General features: G+C 71.5%; 14 protein-coding genes. 5 read left to right on the top strand and 9 right to left on the bottom strand.

The features are described from left to right. Positions 1 to 49: 49 nt before the first annotated feature. The 4 genes from ppdK (at position 50) to Saso_RS02540 (ending at position 6,517) form a co-directional block, all read left to right on the top strand. Positions 50 to 2,797 (top strand): pyruvate, phosphate dikinase, encoded by a 2,748-nt coding sequence (ppdK, locus tag Saso_RS02555; RefSeq protein WP_372442388.1) that lies wholly within the window; start codon positions 50 to 52, stop codon positions 2,795 to 2,797. A 247-nt stretch (positions 2,798 to 3,044) separates the two neighbouring features. After that, entirely contained in the window at positions 3,045 to 3,476 is a 432-nt protein-coding gene (locus tag Saso_RS02550) for a hypothetical protein (protein ID WP_189917532.1), read from the top strand. Positions 3,477 to 3,542: 66 nt separating this feature from the next. Further along, positions 3,543 to 4,229 carry an ABC transporter ATP-binding protein gene (locus Saso_RS02545; protein ID WP_189918505.1) on the top strand — a complete coding sequence of 229 codons (687 nt, stop codon included), beginning with the start codon at positions 3,543 to 3,545 and terminating at the stop codon, positions 4,227 to 4,229. Further along, complete coding sequence (locus Saso_RS02540; protein ID WP_189917530.1) at positions 4,226 to 6,517, top strand: FtsX-like permease family protein; 2,292 nt, start codon at positions 4,226 to 4,228, stop codon at positions 6,515 to 6,517. The genes Saso_RS02545 and Saso_RS02540 overlap by 4 nt, the downstream gene beginning before the upstream one ends. A gap of 32 nt (positions 6,518 to 6,549) precedes the next feature. On the opposite strand, the gene Saso_RS02535 is transcribed toward Saso_RS02540, so the two are convergent. Both Saso_RS02535 and Saso_RS02530 read right to left on the bottom strand, forming a co-directional pair. Beyond that, complete coding sequence (locus Saso_RS02535) at positions 6,550 to 7,014, bottom strand: excalibur calcium-binding domain-containing protein (RefSeq protein WP_189917528.1); 465 nt, start codon at positions 7,012 to 7,014, stop codon at positions 6,550 to 6,552. Between the two features lie 95 nt (positions 7,015 to 7,109). After that, positions 7,110 to 8,108, bottom strand: a complete 999-nt coding sequence (locus tag Saso_RS02530) for an SMP-30/gluconolactonase/LRE family protein (RefSeq protein ID WP_189917527.1) — start codon at positions 8,106 to 8,108, stop codon at positions 7,110 to 7,112. A gap of 235 nt (positions 8,109 to 8,343) precedes the next feature. Between Saso_RS02530 and Saso_RS02525 the strand changes: the two genes are divergently transcribed. Next, a complete protein-coding gene (locus Saso_RS02525) occupies positions 8,344 to 9,282 on the top strand; it encodes an oxidoreductase (protein ID WP_189917526.1) in 939 nt (312 codons plus the stop codon). Between the two features lie 63 nt (positions 9,283 to 9,345). On the opposite strand, the gene nirD is transcribed toward Saso_RS02525, so the two are convergent. The 7 genes from nirD to Saso_RS02490 all read right to left on the bottom strand — a co-directional run bounded on the left by nirD (position 9,346) and on the right by Saso_RS02490 (position 19,270). Continuing rightward, on the bottom strand, positions 9,346 to 9,699 hold the full coding sequence (gene nirD, locus Saso_RS02520) for a nitrite reductase small subunit NirD (RefSeq protein WP_189917525.1): 354 nt from the start codon (positions 9,697 to 9,699) through the stop codon (positions 9,346 to 9,348). After that, positions 9,696 to 12,299, bottom strand: coding sequence for a nitrite reductase large subunit NirB (gene nirB / locus Saso_RS02515; RefSeq protein ID WP_189917524.1), 2,604 nt, complete (start codon positions 12,297 to 12,299; stop codon positions 9,696 to 9,698). Before nirB ends, nirD begins: the two co-directional genes overlap by 4 nt. After that, positions 12,299 to 13,513, bottom strand: coding sequence for an NAD(P)/FAD-dependent oxidoreductase (locus Saso_RS02510; RefSeq protein ID WP_189917523.1), 1,215 nt, complete (start codon positions 13,511 to 13,513; stop codon positions 12,299 to 12,301). Before Saso_RS02510 ends, nirB begins: the two co-directional genes overlap by 1 nt. 174 nt (positions 13,514 to 13,687) lie before the next feature. Beyond that, positions 13,688 to 16,936, bottom strand: a complete 3,249-nt coding sequence (locus Saso_RS02505) for an eCIS core domain-containing protein (RefSeq protein WP_229900996.1) — start codon at positions 16,934 to 16,936, stop codon at positions 13,688 to 13,690. 155 nt (positions 16,937 to 17,091) lie between these two features. Continuing rightward, complete coding sequence (locus tag Saso_RS02500) at positions 17,092 to 17,718, bottom strand: class F sortase (protein ID WP_189917522.1); 627 nt, start codon at positions 17,716 to 17,718, stop codon at positions 17,092 to 17,094. A gap of 140 nt (positions 17,719 to 17,858) precedes the next feature. Next, positions 17,859 to 18,422, bottom strand: coding sequence for a hypothetical protein (locus tag Saso_RS02495; RefSeq protein ID WP_189917520.1), 564 nt, complete (start codon positions 18,420 to 18,422; stop codon positions 17,859 to 17,861). A 341-nt stretch (positions 18,423 to 18,763) separates the two neighbouring features. After that, positions 18,764 to 19,270 (bottom strand): gamma-glutamylcyclotransferase family protein, encoded by a 507-nt coding sequence (locus Saso_RS02490; protein WP_372442397.1) that lies wholly within the window; start codon positions 19,268 to 19,270, stop codon positions 18,764 to 18,766. Positions 19,271 to 19,386: the final 116 nt, after the last annotated feature.

Here is a 19,386-nt window from a genome sequence, read left to right as displayed (position 1 = left end):
TGTTCCTGGCCGTCAGGGCAGCCACCGCGTCCTCGAGGAGTCGAGACCCGTGTCGGAAAACAAAGATCTCCCGGTAGCCGAGCAGGCCGCGACCGTTGAGGGCGTGAAGTTCGTCTACGACTTCACCGAGGGCAACAAGGACCTCAAGGACCTCCTCGGCGGCAAGGGCGCCAACCTCGCCGAGATGACCAACCTGGGCCTCCCCGTCCCTCCCGGCTTCACGATCACCACCGAGGCCTGCAAGGTCTACCTCGAGAGCGGCGAGGAGCCCGCGGCACTGCGTGACGAGGTGAGTGCGCACCTCGACGCGCTGGAGCAGCGCATGGGCAAGAAGCTCGGCCAGGCCGACGACCCGCTGCTGGTCTCGGTCCGCTCCGGCGCCAAGTTCTCGATGCCCGGAATGATGGACACGGTCCTCAACATCGGTCTCGGCGACAAGTCGGTCCAGGGCCTCGCCCGGCAGGCCGGCGACGACCGCTTCGCCTGGGACTCCTACCGGCGCCTCATCCAGATGTTCGGCAAGACCGTCCTCGGCGTCGACGGCGAGCTCTTCGAGGACGCGCTGGAGGCCGCCAAGACCGCCAAGAAGGTCACGGTCGACACCGAGCTGGAGGCCGCGGACCTGAAGAAGCTGGTCACGCGCTTCAAGAAGATCGTGAAGACCGAGGCCGGCCGCGACTTCCCGCAGGACCCGCGCGAGCAGATGGACCTCGCCATCCAGGCGGTCTTCGACTCCTGGAACACCGACCGGGCCAAGCTCTACCGCCGCCAGGAGCGCATCCCGGGCGACCTCGGCACCGCCGTCAACGTCTGTTCCATGGTCTTCGGCAACCTCGGCCCCGACTCGGGCACGGGCGTCGCGTTCACCCGCGACCCCGCCTCCGGCCACCAGGGCGTGTACGGCGACTACCTCCAGAACGCCCAGGGCGAGGATGTCGTCGCGGGCATCCGCAACACCGTCCCGCTCGCCGAGCTGGAGTCGATCGACAAGAAGTCGTACGACCAGCTGATGCAGATCATGGAGACGCTGGAGAACCACTACAAGGACCTCTGCGACATCGAGTTCACCATCGAGCGCGGTCAGCTGTGGATGCTCCAGACCCGCGTCGGCAAGCGCACGGCAGGCGCGGCCTTCCGTATCGCCACCCAGCTCGTCGACCAGGGCCTGATCGACGAGGCCGAGGCGCTCCAGCGGGTCACCGGCGCCCAGCTCGCCCAGCTGATGTTCCCGCGCTTCGACGAGGAGGCGAAGGTCCAGCAGGTCGGCCGGGGCATCGCCGCCTCGCCCGGCGCGGCGGTCGGCAAGGCGGTCTTCGACTCCTACACCGCCGTCAAGTGGTCCCGCTCGGGCGAGAAGGTCATCCTGGTCCGCCGCGAGACCAACCCCGACGACCTCGACGGCATGATCGCGGCCGAGGGCATCCTCACCTCCCGCGGCGGCAAGACCTCCCACGCGGCCGTCGTCGCGCGGGGCATGGGCAAGACCTGCGTCTGCGGCGCCGAGGAGCTCGAGGTCGACACCAAGCGCCGCCGGATGACCGTCCCCGGCGGACACGTGGTGGAGGAGGGCGACCTCATCTCCATCGACGGGTCCAGCGGCAAGGTCTACCTCGGCGAGGTGCCCGTCGTCCCCTCCCCGGTGGTGGAGTACTTCGAGGGCCGCATGCACGCCGGCGCCAACGACGCCGACGAACTGGTCGAGGCCGTGCACCGCATCATGGCGTTCGCCGACCGCAAGCGCCGCCTGTGGGTGCGCGCCAACGCGGACAACGCCGAGGACGCGATGCGCGCCCGCCGCTTCGGCGCCCAGGGCATCGGCCTGTGCCGCACCGAGCACATGTTCCTCGGCGACCGCCGTGAGCTGGTCGAACGCCTCATCCTCGCGGACACCGAGGACGAGCGCGAGGAGTCGCTCAAGGCCCTCCTGCCGCTCCAGAAGCAGGACTTCGTGGAGCTGTTCTCGGCGATGGACGGCCTGCCGGTCACCGTGCGGCTCCTGGACCCGCCCCTGCACGAGTTCCTCCCCGACATCACCGAACTGTCCGTCCGCGTGGCGCTGGCCGAGTCCCGCCAGGAGCCCCACGAGAACGAACTCCGCCTCCTCCAGGCCGTCCACCGCCTGCACGAGCAGAACCCGATGCTGGGTCTGCGCGGCGTGCGCCTCGGTCTGGTCATCCCCGGCCTGTTCACCATGCAGGTACGGGCGATCGCCGAGGCGGCCGCCGAGCGCAGGGCGGCGAAGGGCGACCCGCGCGCCGAGATCATGATCCCGCTCGTCGGCACGGTCCAGGAGCTGGAGATCGTCCGCGAGGAGGCCGACCAGGTCATCGCCGAGGTCGAGGCGGCGACGGGCGTCCAGCTGAAGCTGTCCATCGGCACGATGATCGAGCTGCCGCGTGCCGCGCTGACCGCGGGGCAGATCGCCGAGGCGGCACAGTTCTTCTCCTTCGGCACGAACGACCTGACGCAGACGGTGTGGGGCTTCAGCCGCGACGACGTCGAGGCGTCGTTCTTCACCGCCTACCTGGAGAAGGGCATCTTCGGAGTCTCCCCGTTCGAGACGATCGACCGCGACGGCGTGGGCTCGCTGGTGAAGCTGGCCGTCGAGGCCGGCCGCGCCACCCGCCCCGACCTCAAGCTCGGCGTCTGCGGTGAGCACGGCGGCGACCCGGAGTCCGTCCACTTCTTCCACGAGGTGGGACTCGACTACGTCTCCTGCTCGCCCTTCCGGATCCCGGTCGCGCGACTCGAAGCGGGGCGGGCGGCGTCGCAGTCGACGGGCAGCGACCACCGCTGACCTTCCGCCGACCCCGGAGCCGCGGCCGGTCCCCGACCCTCACCGATCGGCAACGACTCCGGCGCACCAAGGAGGACGGCACCCTGTGCGGGGGTGCCGTCCTCTTGTGTTTTTCGGGTGCCGTGGCCGGAAGTCGATCCCCTGATGTGATGGTTGTGGGGTGATAGATCGTTTCTGTCAACTTACGTGCCGCTACAGTCCGTTACTCCAAGCGATGGTTACGTCGCTCATGGTCACGGAGGCGTGTATGAAGAGGGCAGCACTCGGCCTGGCGGCGGTCGGCCTGATGTTCGGGGGGACGGTGGCGGCGGTTGCGTATTCGCCGGTGCAAGGAAAGATCGAAGCGGCTACGCCGCTTGGAGCCGCGTTCAGCGGAGGCAAGTACAAGTTCAACCGCCCCGGGATCAATCATGGCTCCTTTGAATGGAGCGGTCACCTGGCGGACACGGACGCGAATGACCGCCACAACGTCTACGTAGAGGTGAAGGTTCACGGGCACGGATGGGTTCGCTACTACGGAAAGCAGCGACGCTCGGTTTGGCTGCATAAGTCCAACTGGGATGGTGCTCAGCGGTACACGGGGAAAGTGAAGCTCCGAGTTTGCCGGGATCGGGGAGCCCTCCGCCCGGATAACTGCGCCCCAGAGCAGAACTTCTTGTACAACTGGGACCACCGCTGATTCTGACCGCGTTCCCGAGCTCGGCAATTTTTGTCTGAGCTCGGGACTCCAGAAGGAGGTACCCAGATCAACACGTCAGAAGTTCTTTCCGCCACAGGTGTCGATCTTTCTTATGGGGCGGCGCCAGCCGTTAGAAACGCGCAGATCGCTCTGCATCGTGGAGAAGTGGCTGCCATTACTGGGCAGAGTGGATCAGGTAAGTCGTCGCTGCTTTACTGCTTGGCCGGGGTGCTGCCCGTCGCGCGTGGTGAGATTCGTTTTGAGGGACGCTCCCTCGGGGTTCTCAATGATGAAGACCTCAGTGCGCTTCGTCGTGAGAAGTTCGGCTTCGTCTTTCAGTACGGTGAGCTCTTGCCTGAGCTGACGGTGGAGGAAAACACCGCGCTGCCACTGCGGTTGGCTGGGCAGCGGAAGGCAGAGGCTCTTGCTGCGGCAGGTGAGGTTCTTAGGCGACTCGGCCTGGATGACTTGAGAGGTCGCCGCCCGTCGCAGGTATCCGGAGGGCAGAGTCAACGTGTGGCGGTGGCTCGTTCGTTGGTGCACAAGCCTGCTGTTGTCTTTGCCGACGAGCCTACTGGCTCCCTTGACAGTAGCAACGCGACAGCTGTGTTGGAGGAGTTCCTTACTCTTGCGCGCGCACAGGGGACAGCGGTAGTGCTCGTGACCCACGACGCGGACGTAGCGGCCCGGGCCGACACTCACTACAGCATGTGCGATGGAGTTCTTACGGCTCAGGTGAGGGAGGTGTCGTGAAGGAACTCCTCTTGGGTCTCCGGCTCTTGTTGGGAAGCGGACGTGGTAGTCGGGTGCGCTTTCTGCTCATGGTCGTGGGCAGCGGGATCGGTGTGTGCTGTCTAGCAGTCGTCCTTGCGATCCCGGGAATCCTGGCAGCGCAAGATGCTCGTAAGGCAGCCCGTGAGCCAGATTGCTCCAACGGGCGAGGCGGTTGTCTCTCAACTGTAGGCAACGGCTTGGCGCTTAACAGGGTGGATCCCTACGATTCTGAGCCGCTTACCCGGATTTTTCTGGCGCAGGTAGGCCCCGTTGACGTGCCGCCCGGGTTGCATGATTTTCCTGGGCCCGGGGAAGTTTTTGTTTCTCCGCGGCTTCATGAGTTGCTGCGAAGCGATCACGGGCTTGCTCGGCTTCTGCCGGGAAAAGAGAAGGGCCTCATCTCGCCCCGAGGGCTGGCTCACCCCGACGAGCTCTATGCCTACGTCGGCGTCAGACCCGCGGAACTGAAGGGAGGCGGCCATATGTCCGGCTTCGGCTGGGAAGAGGCGCGGTTCCCCACCGTGGAGCCCTCCACGCTCGACATCCTCCGCTTCACCTTGGCCGGTGTCGTACTGCTGCCGCTCGCGGTGTTCCTGTCCGTGTGCGCCCGGCTGTCCGCCGCTTCCCGCATGCGGCGACTGGCCGCGCTGCGCCTGCTCGGCCTGAGCAGAAGAGGCACCCAGCGTGTCAACGCGGCGGAGACCGTTGCCGCCGCGCTGCTGGGGGCTGTTCTCGGGCTCGGTGGCTACTGGGTCGTCAACCAGTCGGTCTCCCGCATCGGGCTGCCGGGGTTCAAGTGGTACCCGGCCGACGGCTCGCTGTCCGTCACGACGTATCTCGTCTGCCTCGTGGGGTGTCCCGCGCTTGCCTGGTTCGTGGGCCGGGTCGGAGCGAAGAAGGCCGCGGCCAACCCGCTGGCCGTACGGCGCAGCGCCGTGGAGAAGCCGCCCCGTCTGTGGGGCCTGCTTCCGCTGGTGCCCGGCCTGGCCATCGTCGTCGGCTACTGCGTGGCCGGCGCGACGGGCAACGTCCCCACGGACACGTCGTTCTCCGCGATCCTCATGCCGCTCGCCGTCGTCCTGGTCGGTACCGGCCTCGTGTTGTCGCTGCCGATCCTGTCGCGGGTCCTGGCGCGTCAGGTGGCTCGCGCCACGAACTCGCTCTCCCTGGGGCTGGCCATGCGCCGCAACGAGATGGAACCGGGCGGCGCCCTGCGGGTGGCGACCGGCCTGGTGCTGCTCGTCTACGCGGCCTCGCTCACGCAGGGCGTGCTCATCGAGCTGGACCAGGTCTCGAAGAACACCGCTCCGGTGCAGCTCTACACCATGCCGCTCGACTATGTGCCGGAGAAGACGGAACAGGCCCTCACGAAGGTGCCGGGCGTCCGCGGGCACGCGGTTCTGGCGCGTTCATGGACGGACCCCGACCGCGAGGAGCGGCCCAGCATCAACGTCGTGATCGCCACCTGTGCTCAGTTGCAGCGGATGGCGCCGGTGGTGGAGGGCTGCGTCGAGGGGCGCCCCGCGCGGCTGTTCGTGCCGGGGCAGTCCTACGACGAGGCCAGCCTGCCCGGGACGAGTTACCCCCTGCATCTGCGCAATGCCGACGGGAAGCAGCGTGTCGTCCCGGTGCGGGTGCCGAGCCGGACGGTCAGGTACCACGACGAGACGGATGCGCAGATGGCCGGCAGCGGCGCCGTCCTCATCCCCCCGTCCGCCCTCCCCGCCGGATTCCGTCCCGAGGAGCGGGTCAGGCTCGCGTTGCTCGGCAGTGCCGCTCCCGGGGCAGTGACCTCCGTGCTGGAAGGCATCGCCGGAGTCGATCCGACGATCGAGGTCGAGACGGCGGGCCTGGATCCCGCGTCCCTCCAGCAGATCACCGTCATCAAGACCCTCCTGGCGGTCGGCATGATCCTGGGCCTGGTCATCGGGGTGGCGGCCTACCTCGTCGCCGCAACGGACCGGGCCGTGGAACGCCGCCCGCAGGTGACCGCACTCGCGTTGCTCGGGGCCAGGCCCCGGACGCTGCGGGCCGTCCAGGTCGCCCAGGTCGTCCTGCCCTTGACCGTCGGGCTGGTGCTGGCGGTGGTCATCGGGAAGATGTCCGAGTCGAGTTACCTGGTGACCGGGGGCGGGGCCGTCTTCTGGGACGGAGCCGGGCTGCCGCTGCTGCTCGCCTCGGCGCTCGGTGTGGTGATCGTCGCCGCGCTCGGCGCGCTGCCCCTCGTGGGGCGCAAAATTGATCCGGAGTTGATTCGGCGGGATTGAGGCTCCGGGGCTGTCCGAGGGGTGGGGTGGGGTTATTCGCAGCCAGCGCCGTCGCCGTCGCGGTCCAGGTGGCGGCCGTAGCCCGGGTCGCCGGTGTGTACGGGAGCGGCTCCGGCGGCGCGGGCGGCCGCGCAGTTCGCGTAGTAGACGCTCCCCGCGTCGTCCGCCGGGGCCGCCGCGCCGTCGTCCTCGTCCGCCGCCTCGGCCTTCGCTCTCGCCGTGACCGTCTTCGTCACCTCGACCGTCTCCGTCGCCGTGACGGTCACCGTGCCCGCCGGTTCGGGCACGGCGGTCTCCGTCGCCGTGGTCGTCACGGTCACCGTGGGCCGTGGCGTGGTGGACGCCGGCTCGGCCTCGGTGCTCTTGTCCCCGTCGCCGCTGCCGATGCCCGCGCCGAGGAAAAGGGCCACGGCGAGGGCGGGCAGGACGTAGCGCTTGCGGGCCCACCGGGGCGTCGGGTTCGTGACGGGCGGCGGCGCGGTGTACGGGTTGGTCAAGGTGTCCCCCGGGGCTGTGGTGGTGAGGGGACGACGGTATGACCGATTCGCCGGTGATGCGGGCACAGTGTCCGTACTGTTACTTTCGGTGACGGTCAGACGGGGACCGCCACCGCCGTGAACGTCGTCTGCGGGAGTTGCGGGCTGGTGAAGCGCGCGTTGACCAGGTAGAGGCGGTTCTTGTAGCGGGCTGCCGTGGTGGGGACGTCGAAGCGGGGGTCGGTGATCGTGCGGGTCAGGGTGGCGGTGGTCGCCGTGCGGTCCAGGGACCAGACGCTGATCAGGTCGAGGCGGTTCTGGACGACGTACAGGGTGCGGCCGATCCGGTAGAGGCCGTCGCCGTTGACCACGTCGGCCGCGCCGACGAGCGTGATCCTGGTGGCGTGACCCGTCGTGGGGTCGACGTTGTACAGCTCGCCGGGGGTGCTCTTGACGACGATCAGGCCCCGGCCGTCCGGTGTGCCGACGACGCCGTTGGCGTTGTTCACGTCGGGGAGCTTGATCCAGTCGCCGGTGAGGGGCAGGGCGCGGATCGCGCCGCCGGTGCGGCCGCGCGGGACGGCGTACAGGACGGCGGCGCGCGAGTCGGTGAACCAGGCGTGGTCGCCGAGCAGGGTCACGTCGTTGATGAAGTGGCCTGCTGCCGGGCTGAGTTCGTGGGTGGTGACCAGCGCTCCGGTGCGGGAGTCGATCACCCGCGCCACCCCGGTGCTGCCCGCCACGTACAGCAGTCCGTCGTGGTCGAGCTTCAGTCCGACCGCCACCTGGCCGGTGCCGCCGGGGTACAGGACGGTGCCCTCGCCCGTGCGCAGGTCGGTGCGGTAGATGCCGCCGTGGGCGCGGGAGCCCTGGTAGGCGTACGGCCTGCCGCCGATGGCGATGCCCTCGGGGAGCCAGCCGTCGGGGAGGGCGTACTCGGTCGGCCAGTCCGGCTTCCGCGTACGGGACTTGCCGGACGCGTCCGGGGCGGCCGTGGCGGTGGCGGGGGGTGCCGTGGCCGTCAGGGCGAGGGCGGCCAGGGCCGCGCCGCCGAGTACGGAGCGCCGGGACGGCGGGGTGCGGCCGGGGGTGGGGGGCGCGGGGGTGGGGTTCATGGTTACGTGCCTCCGGAGGTGGGGTGCGGGCGGCGAACGGCGTAACGCTGCGAACTCTGTCGGGCTCCGCCGGGACGGTGGCCTCGTGGCGGGTAACGAGCCGTGGGGCGCCCGTGTTCCGGCACGGTGCTGTCAGGTTCCTGTCTTCCGTATGAGCCCGTCGTGCACGGCCGGTGCCCCTGGGTCACCGGTGGAGCCGTAGGCTGCACCCGCAGACTACGGAGGGAGTTCGGCCATGTCCGGCTGGAGCACGCGCGACATCCCTGGTCAGCGCGGTCGTACCGCCGTCGTCACCGGGGCGAACGGCGGCCTCGGGTACGTCACCGCGCGGGAGCTGGCCCGCAAGGGCGCCCGGGTGGTGCTCGCCTGCCGGAGCGAGACGCGGGGCCGGGAGGCCGTCCGGCGGTTGCGCGCCGAAGTGCCGGACGCGGAGATGGAGTTCAGGTCGCTGGACCTCGGGGACCTCGCCTCGGTGCGGGAGTTCGCGGCCGCGCTGCCGTACGACCGGCTCGACCTGCTCGTCAACAACGCGGGCGTGATGGCCATGCCGTACGGGACCACGGCCGACGGGTTCGAGACGCAGTTCGGGGTGAACCACCTCGGGCACTTCGCCCTCACCGGGCTGCTGCTGCCCGCGCTGCTCCTCGCCCGGGACCGGCCGGCCGGGGCGCGGATCGTGACCGTGTCCAGCATGGCCCACCTGCTCGGGAACATCGACCCGCGTGATCTCAACTCCGAGCACGGGTACCGCCGTTGGATTGCCTATGGGCGTTCCAAGACCGCCAACCTGCTCTTCACGCACGAGCTGGCGCGCCGGCTCGCCTCGGCGGGGGCGGACGTCGTCGCGGCGGCCGCGCACCCGGGGTACGCGGCGACCGACCTCCAGACGGCCGGTCCGCGCGCGGAGGGGCGCCGGACCGCCGAGCGGCTGATGGCGCTCGGCAACCGTGTGCTCGCCCAGTCCGCCGAGGCCGGTGCGCTGCCCGCCCTCCATGCGGCGACGGCGCCCGGTGTCCGCCCGGACTCCTTCACCGGGCCGTCCCGCGCGATGTGGCGCGGGGCGCCCGCGCCGTCGTGGCGGGCGCCCTGGACGCGTGACGACCGGGCCGGGGAGCTGCTGTGGGCCGCCTCCGAGGAGCTGACCGGGGTGTCCTACGACGCCCTCAAGGTCTGAGCCCGCGCGGCGGCCCGGACCCCGGCCGGGTGCCGGGGCGGGTGCCCGGACGGGGCCCCGGTGTCAGACCGCCGCTCGCACCTCGTAGGTGGAGATGCGTACCGTCTCGTCGTCCAGGCACTCCCCGTTCGCCAGGTCGAAGCGCTGCTTGAGCAGGGGCGAGGCGACGAACGTGCGGCCCGCGTGGGTGCCGGTCAGGCCGCGGGAGAGGACGGCCGCGCCGCCGAACGGGTCACGGTTGTCGACGGCGTACAGTTCGCCCGCCCGGTCCCGGAACAGGGCGACCTGACGGCCGTCGGGCAGCAGGGCGGCGACGCCCCGGCCGGGGGTCAGCAGGCTGAGGTCGCAGACGGTGAACCACTGCTCCTCCAGCCTCAGTTGGACCTTCAGGTCGGTCATCTCGGGTGCCAGGGTCATCGCTGGGCGCTCCCTTCCAGGGGACGGTGGCCGATGGTCAGCAACGGCAGGTCGGGCTTGATCTGGTCGCGCTCGGGCACGAAGCCCACGACCGGGTCGGGGGTGTCGGGGGCGTTGACGAAGGACACGAACCGGGCCAGTTTCTCCGGGTCGTTGATGGTGGTCGCCCACTCGTCGGCGTAGTGCGCCACGTGGTCGTTCATCAGGGACTCCAGCTCCTCGCAGATACCTAGGGAGTCCTCCACCACCACCTCGCGGACGTGGTCCAGGCCGCCGGGGATCCGGTCCAGCCAGGTCGAGGTGCGCTCCAGCCGGTCGGCGGTGCGGATGTAGAACATCAGGAACCGGTCGATGAGGCGCACCAGTTCGGTGTCGCCGAGGTCCTGCGCGAGCAGGTCGGCGTGGCGCGGGGTGGCGCCGCCGTTCCCGCCGACGTAGAGGTTCCAGCCGTTGGAGGTGGCGATGATGCCGAAGTCCTTCGACTGGGCCTCGGCGCACTCGCGGGCGCAGCCGGACACCGCCGACTTCAGCTTGTGCGGGGAGCGCAGCCCCCGGTAGCGCAGCTCCAGGTCGATCGCCATCCGGACGCTGTCCTGGACGCCGTAGCGGCACCAGGTCTGCCCGACGCAGGACTTCACCGTGCGCAGCGACTTGCCGTAGGCGTGACCGGACTCGAAGCCGGCGTCGACCAGGCGGGTCCAGATCAGCGGCAGCTGCTCCACGCGCGCGCCGAACATGTCGATCCGCTGACCGCCGGTGATCTTCGTGTAGAGGCCGAAGTCGCGGGCGATCTCACCGATCACGATCAGGCCCTCGGGGGTGATCTCACCGCCCGGGATGCGCGGGACGACCGAGTAGGAGCCGTTCTTCTGGAGGTTGGCGAGGAAGTGGTCGTTGCTGTCCTGGAGGGCCGCCTGCTCGCCGTCCAGGACGTAGCCGCTCGCGCCGATCGTCGGGGCCAGGGAGGCGATGATGGAACCGACGGCCGGCTTGCAGACCTCGCAGCCGTCGCCGCCCCGGGCGCCGTCCCGGCCGTACCGGTCGAGGAGGTCCTGGTAGGCGTTGACGCGCAGGGCGAGGACGATCTCGTACAGCTCCTCGCGGGTCTGCGAGAAGCAGCCGCACAGGCCCTTGTCGACCTCGACGCCGTTCGCCTCCAGCTCGGCGGTGACCAGCTGGCCGAGCACCTTGACGCAACTTCCGCAGCCGGTACCGGCCTTGGTGCACTTCTTGACCTCGGGCACGGTCGTGCAGGAGTGCTCCGTCACCGCGCCGCGGATCGTGCCCTTGGACACGTTGTGGCAGGAGCAGACGATCGCCTCGTCCGGCAGCGCGGACGGGCCGAGCTGGACGGACTCGCCGGTTCCGGCCGGCAGGACCAGCGACTCGGGGGAGACGGGCGGCACGGATCCGGTGAAGGCGCGCAGGGTGCCGTAGGCCTCCGCGTCGCCGACCAGGATGCCGCCGAGCAGCGTCCCGTCACGGCCGATGACCAGCTTCTTGTACAGGCCGGACCGGGAGTCGGAGTAGACGACGTCGAGGCAGTCCTCGGCGGTGCCGTGCGCGTCGCCGAAGGACGCCACGTCCACGCCGAGCAGCTTCAGCTTGGTGGAGAGGTCCGCGCCGGTGAAGGCGAGCTGCTCGGACTCGTCGTCGGCGATGGCCGCGGCGACCGTGAGCGCCTGCTCGTAGCCGGGGGCCACCAGGCCGTACACCCGGCCGTCGGCGGCCAGCGCGCACTCGCCGATCGCGAAGACGTGCGGGTCGTCCAGCGTGCGGCACTGCTCGTCGACGGCGATGCCGCCGCGCTCGCCGACCGTCAGACCGCACGCGCGGGCCAGCTGGTCGCGGGGCCGGACACCGGCGCTGAACACCACCAGGTCGGTGGCGAGTTCGGAGCCGTCGGAGAGCTTCATGCCGGTGACCGCGCCCGACTCGTCGACCACGATCTCCTGCGTGCCCACGCCCGTGTGGACGGACAGGCCCATCTCCTCGATGGTGCGCAGCAGCGCGGCGCCACCGCCCTCGTCGACCTGCACCGGCATCAGACGGGGTGCGAACTCCACGATGTGCGAGGTGAGTCCGAGTCCCTTCAGCGCGCCGGCCGCCTCCAGGCCGAGCAGTCCGCCGCCGACCACGGCGCCCGTCGTCCTCGTCCTCGCGTACTCCTCGATCGCGAGGAGGTCCTCGATCGTGCGGTAGACGAAGCAGCCCTCGGCGTCCTTGTTGGGGACGGGCGGGACGAACGGGTAGGAGCCGGTGGCCAGGACGAGGATGTCGTAGTCGACGGCCAGTCCCGAGCGGGCCGTGACCCGGCGGGCCTCGCGGTCGACCGTCTCCGCGGGATCGCCGACGTGCAGCTCGATGCCGTGGTCGGCGAGGAACGCCGGGTCCGTCATGGACAGATCCTCGGGCGTCTTCCCCGAGAAGTACGAGGTGAGCTGCACGCGGTCGTACGCGGGACGCGGCTCCTCGCACAGCACGACCACGCGGTGTGTGGCGGTCAGGCCGCGCTCGGCGAGCGCCTCGAGGAAGCGCTGGCCGACCATGCCGTGGCCGACGAGCACGATCGTGGGGGTGCCCCCGGGGGTGGCGGTCATCAGGAGCCTCCGTCGTTGGTGAGCAGGTGGAGCAGGGGGCCGCCGCCGGAGGGGAGCGGCTCTGCTCCCTCCCAGGCGCGCGCCAGCGCGCCGACGGTGCCGAGTTCGCCGACCAGGACCCCGCCGACCAGGCGGTCGTCGCGCACGACGACCTTGCGGTAGGTGCCGCGGGTGGCGTCGGCGAGCTGGACGACGTCGTCGCCGGGGAGCGGCTCCGTCTCGCCGAACGCGGCGAGGTCGAAGGCGCTGGTCCCGGCGAGGGTGAGCCGGGTGAGGGCGCGGGTGCCGCGGTAGCGGGAGTCCGGGTCGCCGGCGAGCGACTCGGCCAGGGCGTCGGCCTGTTCGAGCGCGGGTGCGGCCAGCCCGTACACGGTCCCGTCGTGCTGGGCGCAGTCGCCGATCGCCCGGACGTGCGGGTCGGAGGTACGCAGTTCGTCGTCGACGAGGATGCCCCGGTGCACGGCGATCCCCGCGTCCTTGGCGAGACCGGCGCGCGGGGAGACCCCGCAGGCCAGGACCACCAGGTCGGCGTCGAGGGCGTAGCCGTCGGCCATCTCGACCGAGCGGACGGCGCCGCCGAGGCAGCGCACGTCACGGACCCGGCACTCGGTGTGGACCTCGACGCCCAGGTCCGTCAGATGCCGGAGCACGAGGGCGGACGCGTTCGGGTCGAGCTGGCGTTCCATGAGACGCTCGGCCTGCTGCGCCAGGACGACCTGGGCGCCGCGCGTGGCCAGCGCCCGGGCGGCGGAGACCCCGAGGAGCCCGCCGCCGATGACGACGGCCCGGACGCCGGGCCGCACGGCCTTGGACAGGCCGAGGCAGTCGTCCATGGTGCGGAAGGCGTGGACGCCCTCCGGCAGGACGTGGTCCGGTGTGAACAGACCGCGCAGCGGCGGCAGCACCGGGTTGGAGCCGGTGGCCAGCACCAGCGTGCCGTATGCGATCGTCGTGCCGTCCGCGCAGGTCACGGTCCGCCGGTCGCGGTCGATGCCCGTGACGCGGGCGCGGAGGGCGCCGTCGGGCGCGGGGAGCGCGATCACCTCGGGGGCGTAGCGGCCGGCCAGCACCTCGGCGAGCAGGACCCGGTTGTAGGGCCGGTGCTCCTCCTCGCCGATCAGCAGCGCGGGCGTGCCCAGCTCGCCGAGCCGGCGGGCGAGTCGTACGCCCGCGAGGCCGGCGCCGATCACCACCACACGCGAATTCGAGGTCATGCAAAGGAGCGTGCGGTGCCGACGTTACCCGGCCGCATCACCGTTGTTTCCCGCGAGGAACGCTGCCCTCAGCGGGGCGGGCCCACCGGTGTGAGGGTTGCGCCCCGCGCCCGCGGTGCCGGGCCGTGGCGGCCGCCGGGCCGTGCCGTCACGCCCGCGGGCCGGACAGCGCCGTCACGCCTCCGTGGCCCACACGTGCTCGTACCAGTCGCTGCCGCCGTTGGCGGGCACGTGACCGGGGTCCTGCACCCACTCGCTCTTGTCCACCCTGAAGTTGGCGCCCGGCATCAGCAGGACCTCTGCCTCGGTGCCCTGGTACTGGTGGAACGGGTCGATGTCACGGCCGTACTTGCCCGTCAGCGTCAGTTCCAGCAGGATCCGGTGCGTCTTCGTGCCGGAGACCCGCTGGCCGCGCATGAAGTCCAGCCCCACGGACTTCTCCCTGCTGGTGCTGTCGAAGGAGGACGTGAAGATCGAGCCCGGCCGGTAGTTCAGCGCGGCCTGCTTGCCGAGCCGGTAGACCGACTCGTCGCCACCGGCGTTCCAGTCGCCGCGGAAGACCGTGCCGGTGACCGGGGGCAACCTGGTAAGCGCCTCCATCGTCATGTCGGCGTGCGCCTTCAGCTCCTCGAAGAGCACGGGGGCGAGCACGTCGATCCGGGCGTCGATGACGGCCATCGCCGCCTTCTTGGCCACCGGGTCCGTGCCCCGGGCGGCCGCGAGCTGCGGCTCGATCACCGGATCCTCGTTCAGCGTGGGCACCCACTCCTGCTGGGGACTGTCGTTCTGCGCGGCCCAGCTCAGCCGGCTCTTGATCTGCCGCAGGGAGAGGGCCTCGGCGCCCGCGGTGGCGAGGGCGCCGGTGCCGTAGGGCGCGTAGCCCTCGGGCAGCAGCCGGCTGCGCACCACCGAGTTGATCATCTGGTGCGCGCCGCCGGTGTACGCCATGAGCGCGGTCGCGTGGGCGGGCTTGAACTTCTCGGTGACGGCCGCGGTGGAGGCGCCCCCGTTGTCGGCCTTCCACTTGGCGATGCGCGGGGTGGGCGCGGTGTCGCCCTGCGCGAACTCGTTGTACTTGCCGGCCACGGTGCTCGCCGCGGGCCGGCCGGGCTCCATGAAGCCGCTCGTCGCGGGGTCGGCCGTCCGCGGCTTGCCGGCCTCGGTGAGGTACATCAGCTCGTGCGGGAAGTGGCCGCCGACACAGACGTTCTGCCGCAGTTCCTCCTCCGTGAAGGGCGCGATGTGCTGGTACATCAGCGCCGCGCCCTTGTCGGCCTTGAGCGCGGACTCCTTGGGGCCCTTGACGCCGGCCGCCCAAGATCCGCGCAGGATCTCGTACAGGGAGTGGTCCCAGGACGGCAGCATCCAGCCCATGACGGCCATCCGGTAGTCGAAGACGTCCACCCCGGGCACCTTGATCCACTGGAAGGTCTTGAGCATCCGGGTGGTGGTGCCCGACATGCCGGCGACGACCGGGATGCCGCGCGCGGCGTTCGCCTTGGGCCAGGACTCGTTCTGCTGGATCTCCCAGTAGGCGGCGCCCTCGTTCCACGGCAGCTTGTCGTCCATGCCGGGCTTGCCCGCGAACGCCAGCTCGCGGTCGCTGAGCGGGGCGCCGCGGTCCACGTAGTCGCGGGGGGTCTTGCGGTGGGCCTCCTTGTCGGCCTCGCTGCGTTCCTTCCGCGGTCCCTGGCTGTTGATCATTTCGAGGGTGTCGCCGCCGAGGGTCTCCGGCTCCGACTGCCACAGCAGGTTGCCCAGCGCGTAGGGGTCCTTCTCGTAGTTGTAGCCCTTGCCCTTCAGGCTCGCCGCGGCCCACAGCGGCGGCCGGGACCAGCCGTTGAGGAACGCGGAGTGCTTCTTCAGCTGCTCCTCGTTCATGCGCAGGGTCGACGCGAGCTGCGGCTTGGGTCCGATGATCGCGTTCAGGATCTGCTTGAGGGAGAGTTCCGCCGCCGTGTTGTAGTAGGCGGCGTTGTACAGGGCGGTCATCAGCTCCCGGACGTTGCCGTCCCGGGCGAAGAACTCGTTGATCTGGGCCGTGGTCAGGTCGATGCCCACCTGGCCGCCGCTCGTCTTGTCGTCCTTGAAGAACGACTTGTTGGCGAGGGCCACGTCCTTGTGTTCGGTGCGGGCGTAGGCGATGAGCAGCTGCTTGAGCCGGTGCACGCTCTTGCGGGCGGCGTCCAGCGATCTCGGATGTCTGAAGGTGTACGCGCCGAGCTGCTTCTCGAACTGCTCGGCCGCCTCCTGCCAGCCCGTCTTCGCGTAGTACTGGGCGTGGTCGAAGAACGCCTCGCCGTCGCCGGCCCGCTGCACGGCGATCGGTCCGCCGGCGGTCGCCACGGGAGCAGGCGCGGCGGTCCGCTGCACGGTCGCTTCCTCGGCGGGGGCGGCCTCGGTGCGCTGCACGGTCGCTTCCTCGGCGGAGGTGGCCTCGGTGCGCTGCACGGGAGCCCCGTCGGTGGGGGCGGCAGCCGTCCGCTGCACGGGCGGCGCCCCGGTCGGCGCCGGAGCGGACAGCACCCGGCGGGCGTTGTCCTCCGCCGCGCGTTCGAAGCGGTCGGAGGGGTCCGAGACACTGAGCCCCGAGCCGTTGTCGGTGCCCGCGACCGGCCCCTGACGCTGCTGGATGACGTGCGTCAGCTCATGGGCCAGGGTGTGCCGGTCCGCACCCCCGGCGCCGATGACCACGTGGCTGCCGGAGGTGTAGGCACGGGCGCCCACCTCGGCCGCCGAGCGCTGGGCTGTCGGCCCGGTGTGCAGCCGCACGTCGGAGAAGTCGGCGCCCATCCGCGCCTCCATCTCCGCGCGGACCGTGCCGTCCAGCGGCTGCCCGGAGGTGCGCAGCACGTCCGGCACGGACGAACGCTGCACCGGCGGGGAGCCGTCGTGACCGCAGGACGGCCCGTGCGCGTGGCGCTGCACGGGGGTGGAGCCGGAGTGCCCGCAGGACGGTCCGTGCTCGGGGCGCCGGACGGCGGCGGAGTCGTCCCGGCCCTGGGCGGGGCCCTGCGTCCGGCGCTGCACGGGAGCGGGGTCCTGGTGGCCGCAGGAGGGCCCGTGCGTGTGGTGCCCGGCCTGCCGCTGCCGGTCCAGCGCCCGGACGACGGCGGCGTTGCCGGCCGTGCGCTGCAAGGCCAGCAGCTGCCCGGCGGACGGCGGGACTCCGCCTCCGGCCGGCCCGGACGCGCCCACCGGTCCCACCGGTACGTCCGGCCCGGCGAGGCCGACGGGTCCGCCGAGGCCTACGGGTCCGCCGAGGCCGATCGGCGCGACCCGCCCCACGAGTCCGAGCAGCCCCACGGGCCCGGCCGGCCCGCCGAAGGACAGGGCCGTAGCGGCGGCCTCGCTCGGGCGCGCGTTGGCGGCCGGGGGCCGGGCGGGACGTGCGGCGGTGTCCTGCTGGTCCGGTGAACGCATGCCTCGATCATCGGTCATCTCGCGCTCTGTGGTGGGCAGTTGACCAATCTGCGACAAGACGGGAGGTGGAGGTGAGGGGAACGGGAGGGGAAGGGAAGGCAGACGGAAGAGAGGCGGAAGCAGCGACGGAAGGGCGGGGAGGCGCCGGTGCCCGGTCAGACGCGCGAGGACGTGAGGTGCGCGAAGACGACGACGTTGCCCTGGTAGCCGGTCGCCTTCGAGTAGCCCCCGCCGCAGGTGATCACCCGCAGCTCCGGCCGGCCCGCGGCCCCGTACACCTTCTCGTCGGGGAAGTCGCCGGCCCGGTAGACCTCGACGGCGTCCACGGTGAACACGGCGACACTCCCGTCGCGCCGGTCCACCTCGACGGTGCTGCCCTTGCGCAGGGCTCCCAGGTCGTAGAAGACGGCGGGACCGTCGGCATTGTCGACATGGCCGGCGACGATCGCGGTGCCCCTCTCGCCCGGGGTGGTGCCCGCCTCGTACCAGCCGGCCAGGTTCTCCTTCTCGGCGGGCGGGACGTCGAGGCCGCCGGACGGGGTGAGGGCGAGGCCCGTGAGCGGGGCGTCCACGTGGATGGCGGGGATGCGGACGCGGTCGGGCGGCGAGGGCGGCAGCGCCGGTGCGGACCGGCCGGTCACGTCCGCGCCGCCCGAACGGGCCTGGGCCGCGGACGGCTGCGGCGGGGCGTGCGTCTCGGCCCCGCTGTGCAGCAGCCACGCGCCGGAGCCGAGAGCGAGCGCGGTGACGGCCGCTATGGCGGTGTTGCCGATCCTGGGCATGCCGGGACCCTTCTGCCTGGACGTCTTGCGTGATCTTCCTGTTCGGGGGAGCCCCACGCCCCCTCCGGGCCGCGAGGGGCGTCGGGCCCGGAGGGGGAGGGGACATGCGGTACCGGCGGACGGACAGCGGAGGGTGTCCGTCAGATCCCGTCGCCTCTCGCCCGGCGATGCAGGAGCCAGGTACCGCCCGCGGCGGCGACGGCGAGAGCCGCCACACCGGCCGCGGTCTGTACGGGGTCGGGGCCCAGTGCGCCGCCGACCCCCGTCTTCACACTTCCCCGCGGCGCCACCGGCTGCCGGTCCGAGGCCAGCACGACCACCAGGTCCCCGGTGACGCGCCGCCCGCCCGCCGCACACTCGGCGACGATCTCGTACGTTCCCGGCTGCGCGCTCGGCGGCACCCGGAACCGTCCGGCCGCCTCGCCCCCGTACGCGCCGGGCGCGAGCGGGAAGCGGCCGGCGCCGACCGCCCCGGCGTCGCCCGTCGCCGCCCCGCCGTTCCCGCACGCCGTCGTGCTCACCGAGACCCGCCCGCCCGGCACCGCGGTGGCCGGGAACACCTCCAGGCCCGCGGCCCGGGTGCCGGCGCCGTGGGCGGGCGCCGCGAACCCGGCCGTGGCGAGGACGGCCAGCGCGGTACCGGTCAGCAAGCGTGCGGCGCGGCCGGTGGTGCGGCGTGCGGTACGACGGGCGATGCGTCGCATCGGTGCTCCTTCGAGCTCTTCGAGTCTGACTGCCCTTCCGAGGTAAGTCGCAGCGCGCGGCCTCCGCTTCCTGAGGGAGTGTCAGGAATGGGATGAATGGGTGTCAGATGCGGGCCACGGGACGGCGCCCGCACCCGCGTTCCGGCAGGTCACCGCGGTGCGGACGGCACCCCCGCGAAAACCGCCCCCGGGGCGGGTGAACGGGTGACCACGGGCCCCCGGACGGCCGCGGAGGGGACGGATCCCCGGGGGGCACGCGGCGGTGCGCCGCGCGGGAAGGCGCGGGTGCGCGCCGTGCTCGGGGCCCGGGCGGTGCGGCGGGGTTCGTGGGGCGGGGCCGGTCAGGGGTGGGGGTGCCAGGTGCCGTCGGCGATCAGTTCGCCGTCGGTCCGGAGCCGGGCGGCGACGGCGGGTGCGGCGACGTACACCCAGGCGCGCACCAGGATCCGGCCCGGTACGGGACGCGGCGCGGGGCCGCCACGGACCGCCGTCGTCCGCGGTGCGTCCCGCCCGGCCGCCGGGTGCGCGGGCGTGACCTCGACCTCGCGCTCCACCCGTTCGTACAGGTTGTCCGGGTCGCCCGGCGCGTACTCCTCCAGCCGGTCGAGCTCGGCGAGCAGGCGCGCGTAGGCCCGGGGGAGGGGCGTGACGATCTCGCCGGTCACCGTCCCGCCCGGTTCCTCCACCGCGTACGGGTAGCCGGGGCCCCGGTACAGCACCGCCCCGGTCAGCCGCGCGGGCTCCTCGCGCAGGGTGCGGCCGCGCAGGAGGAGGTCGTGGTTGACCTCGCCGGGGCGCAGGGTGCCGTAGACGAAGAAGGGGAGTCCCGGAGCGCTCACGGAAACGATTCTCTCCTCTCACCGCCCCCTCACCGGTCCATCGCGTAGGCGCTATGGACATGACATGTCATGCCCTCTTAAATGCCAGGACGACATCAGCGCCACCTCCACAGGCCACCCACAGG

The sequence above is a fragment of the Streptomyces asoensis genome, from assembly GCF_016860545.1.
Taxonomy (GTDB): Bacteria; Actinomycetota; Actinomycetes; order Streptomycetales; family Streptomycetaceae; genus Streptomyces; species Streptomyces asoensis.
The sequence above is the reverse complement of the archived record's forward strand: the minus strand, read 5'-3'. Positions and strand labels throughout refer to the sequence as shown.

Bases quoted from the DNA above. Each gene is read 5' to 3' on its own strand.
- Saso_RS02550 (WP_189917532.1), top strand. From the start codon at position 3,045: ATGAAGAGGGCAGCACTCGGCCTGGCGGCGGTCGGCCTGATGTTCGGG.
- Saso_RS02530 (WP_189917527.1), bottom strand. From the start codon at position 8,108: ATGAACCCCACCCCCGCGCCCCCCACCCCCGGCCGCACCCCGCCGTCC.
- Saso_RS02525 (WP_189917526.1), top strand. From the start codon at position 8,344: ATGTCCGGCTGGAGCACGCGCGACATCCCTGGTCAGCGCGGTCGTACC.
- nirD (WP_189917525.1), bottom strand. From the start codon at position 9,699: ATGACCCTGGCACCCGAGATGACCGACCTGAAGGTCCAACTGAGGCTG.
- nirB (WP_189917524.1), bottom strand. From the start codon at position 12,299: ATGACCGCCACCCCCGGGGGCACCCCCACGATCGTGCTCGTCGGCCAC.
- Saso_RS02510 (WP_189917523.1), bottom strand. From the start codon at position 13,513: ATGACCTCGAATTCGCGTGTGGTGGTGATCGGCGCCGGCCTCGCGGGC.
- Saso_RS02505 (WP_229900996.1), bottom strand. From the start codon at position 16,936: ATGCGTTCACCGGACCAGCAGGACACCGCCGCACGTCCCGCCCGGCCC.
- Saso_RS02500 (WP_189917522.1), bottom strand. From the start codon at position 17,718: ATGCCCAGGATCGGCAACACCGCCATAGCGGCCGTCACCGCGCTCGCT.
- Saso_RS02495 (WP_189917520.1), bottom strand. From the start codon at position 18,422: ATGCGACGCATCGCCCGTCGTACCGCACGCCGCACCACCGGCCGCGCC.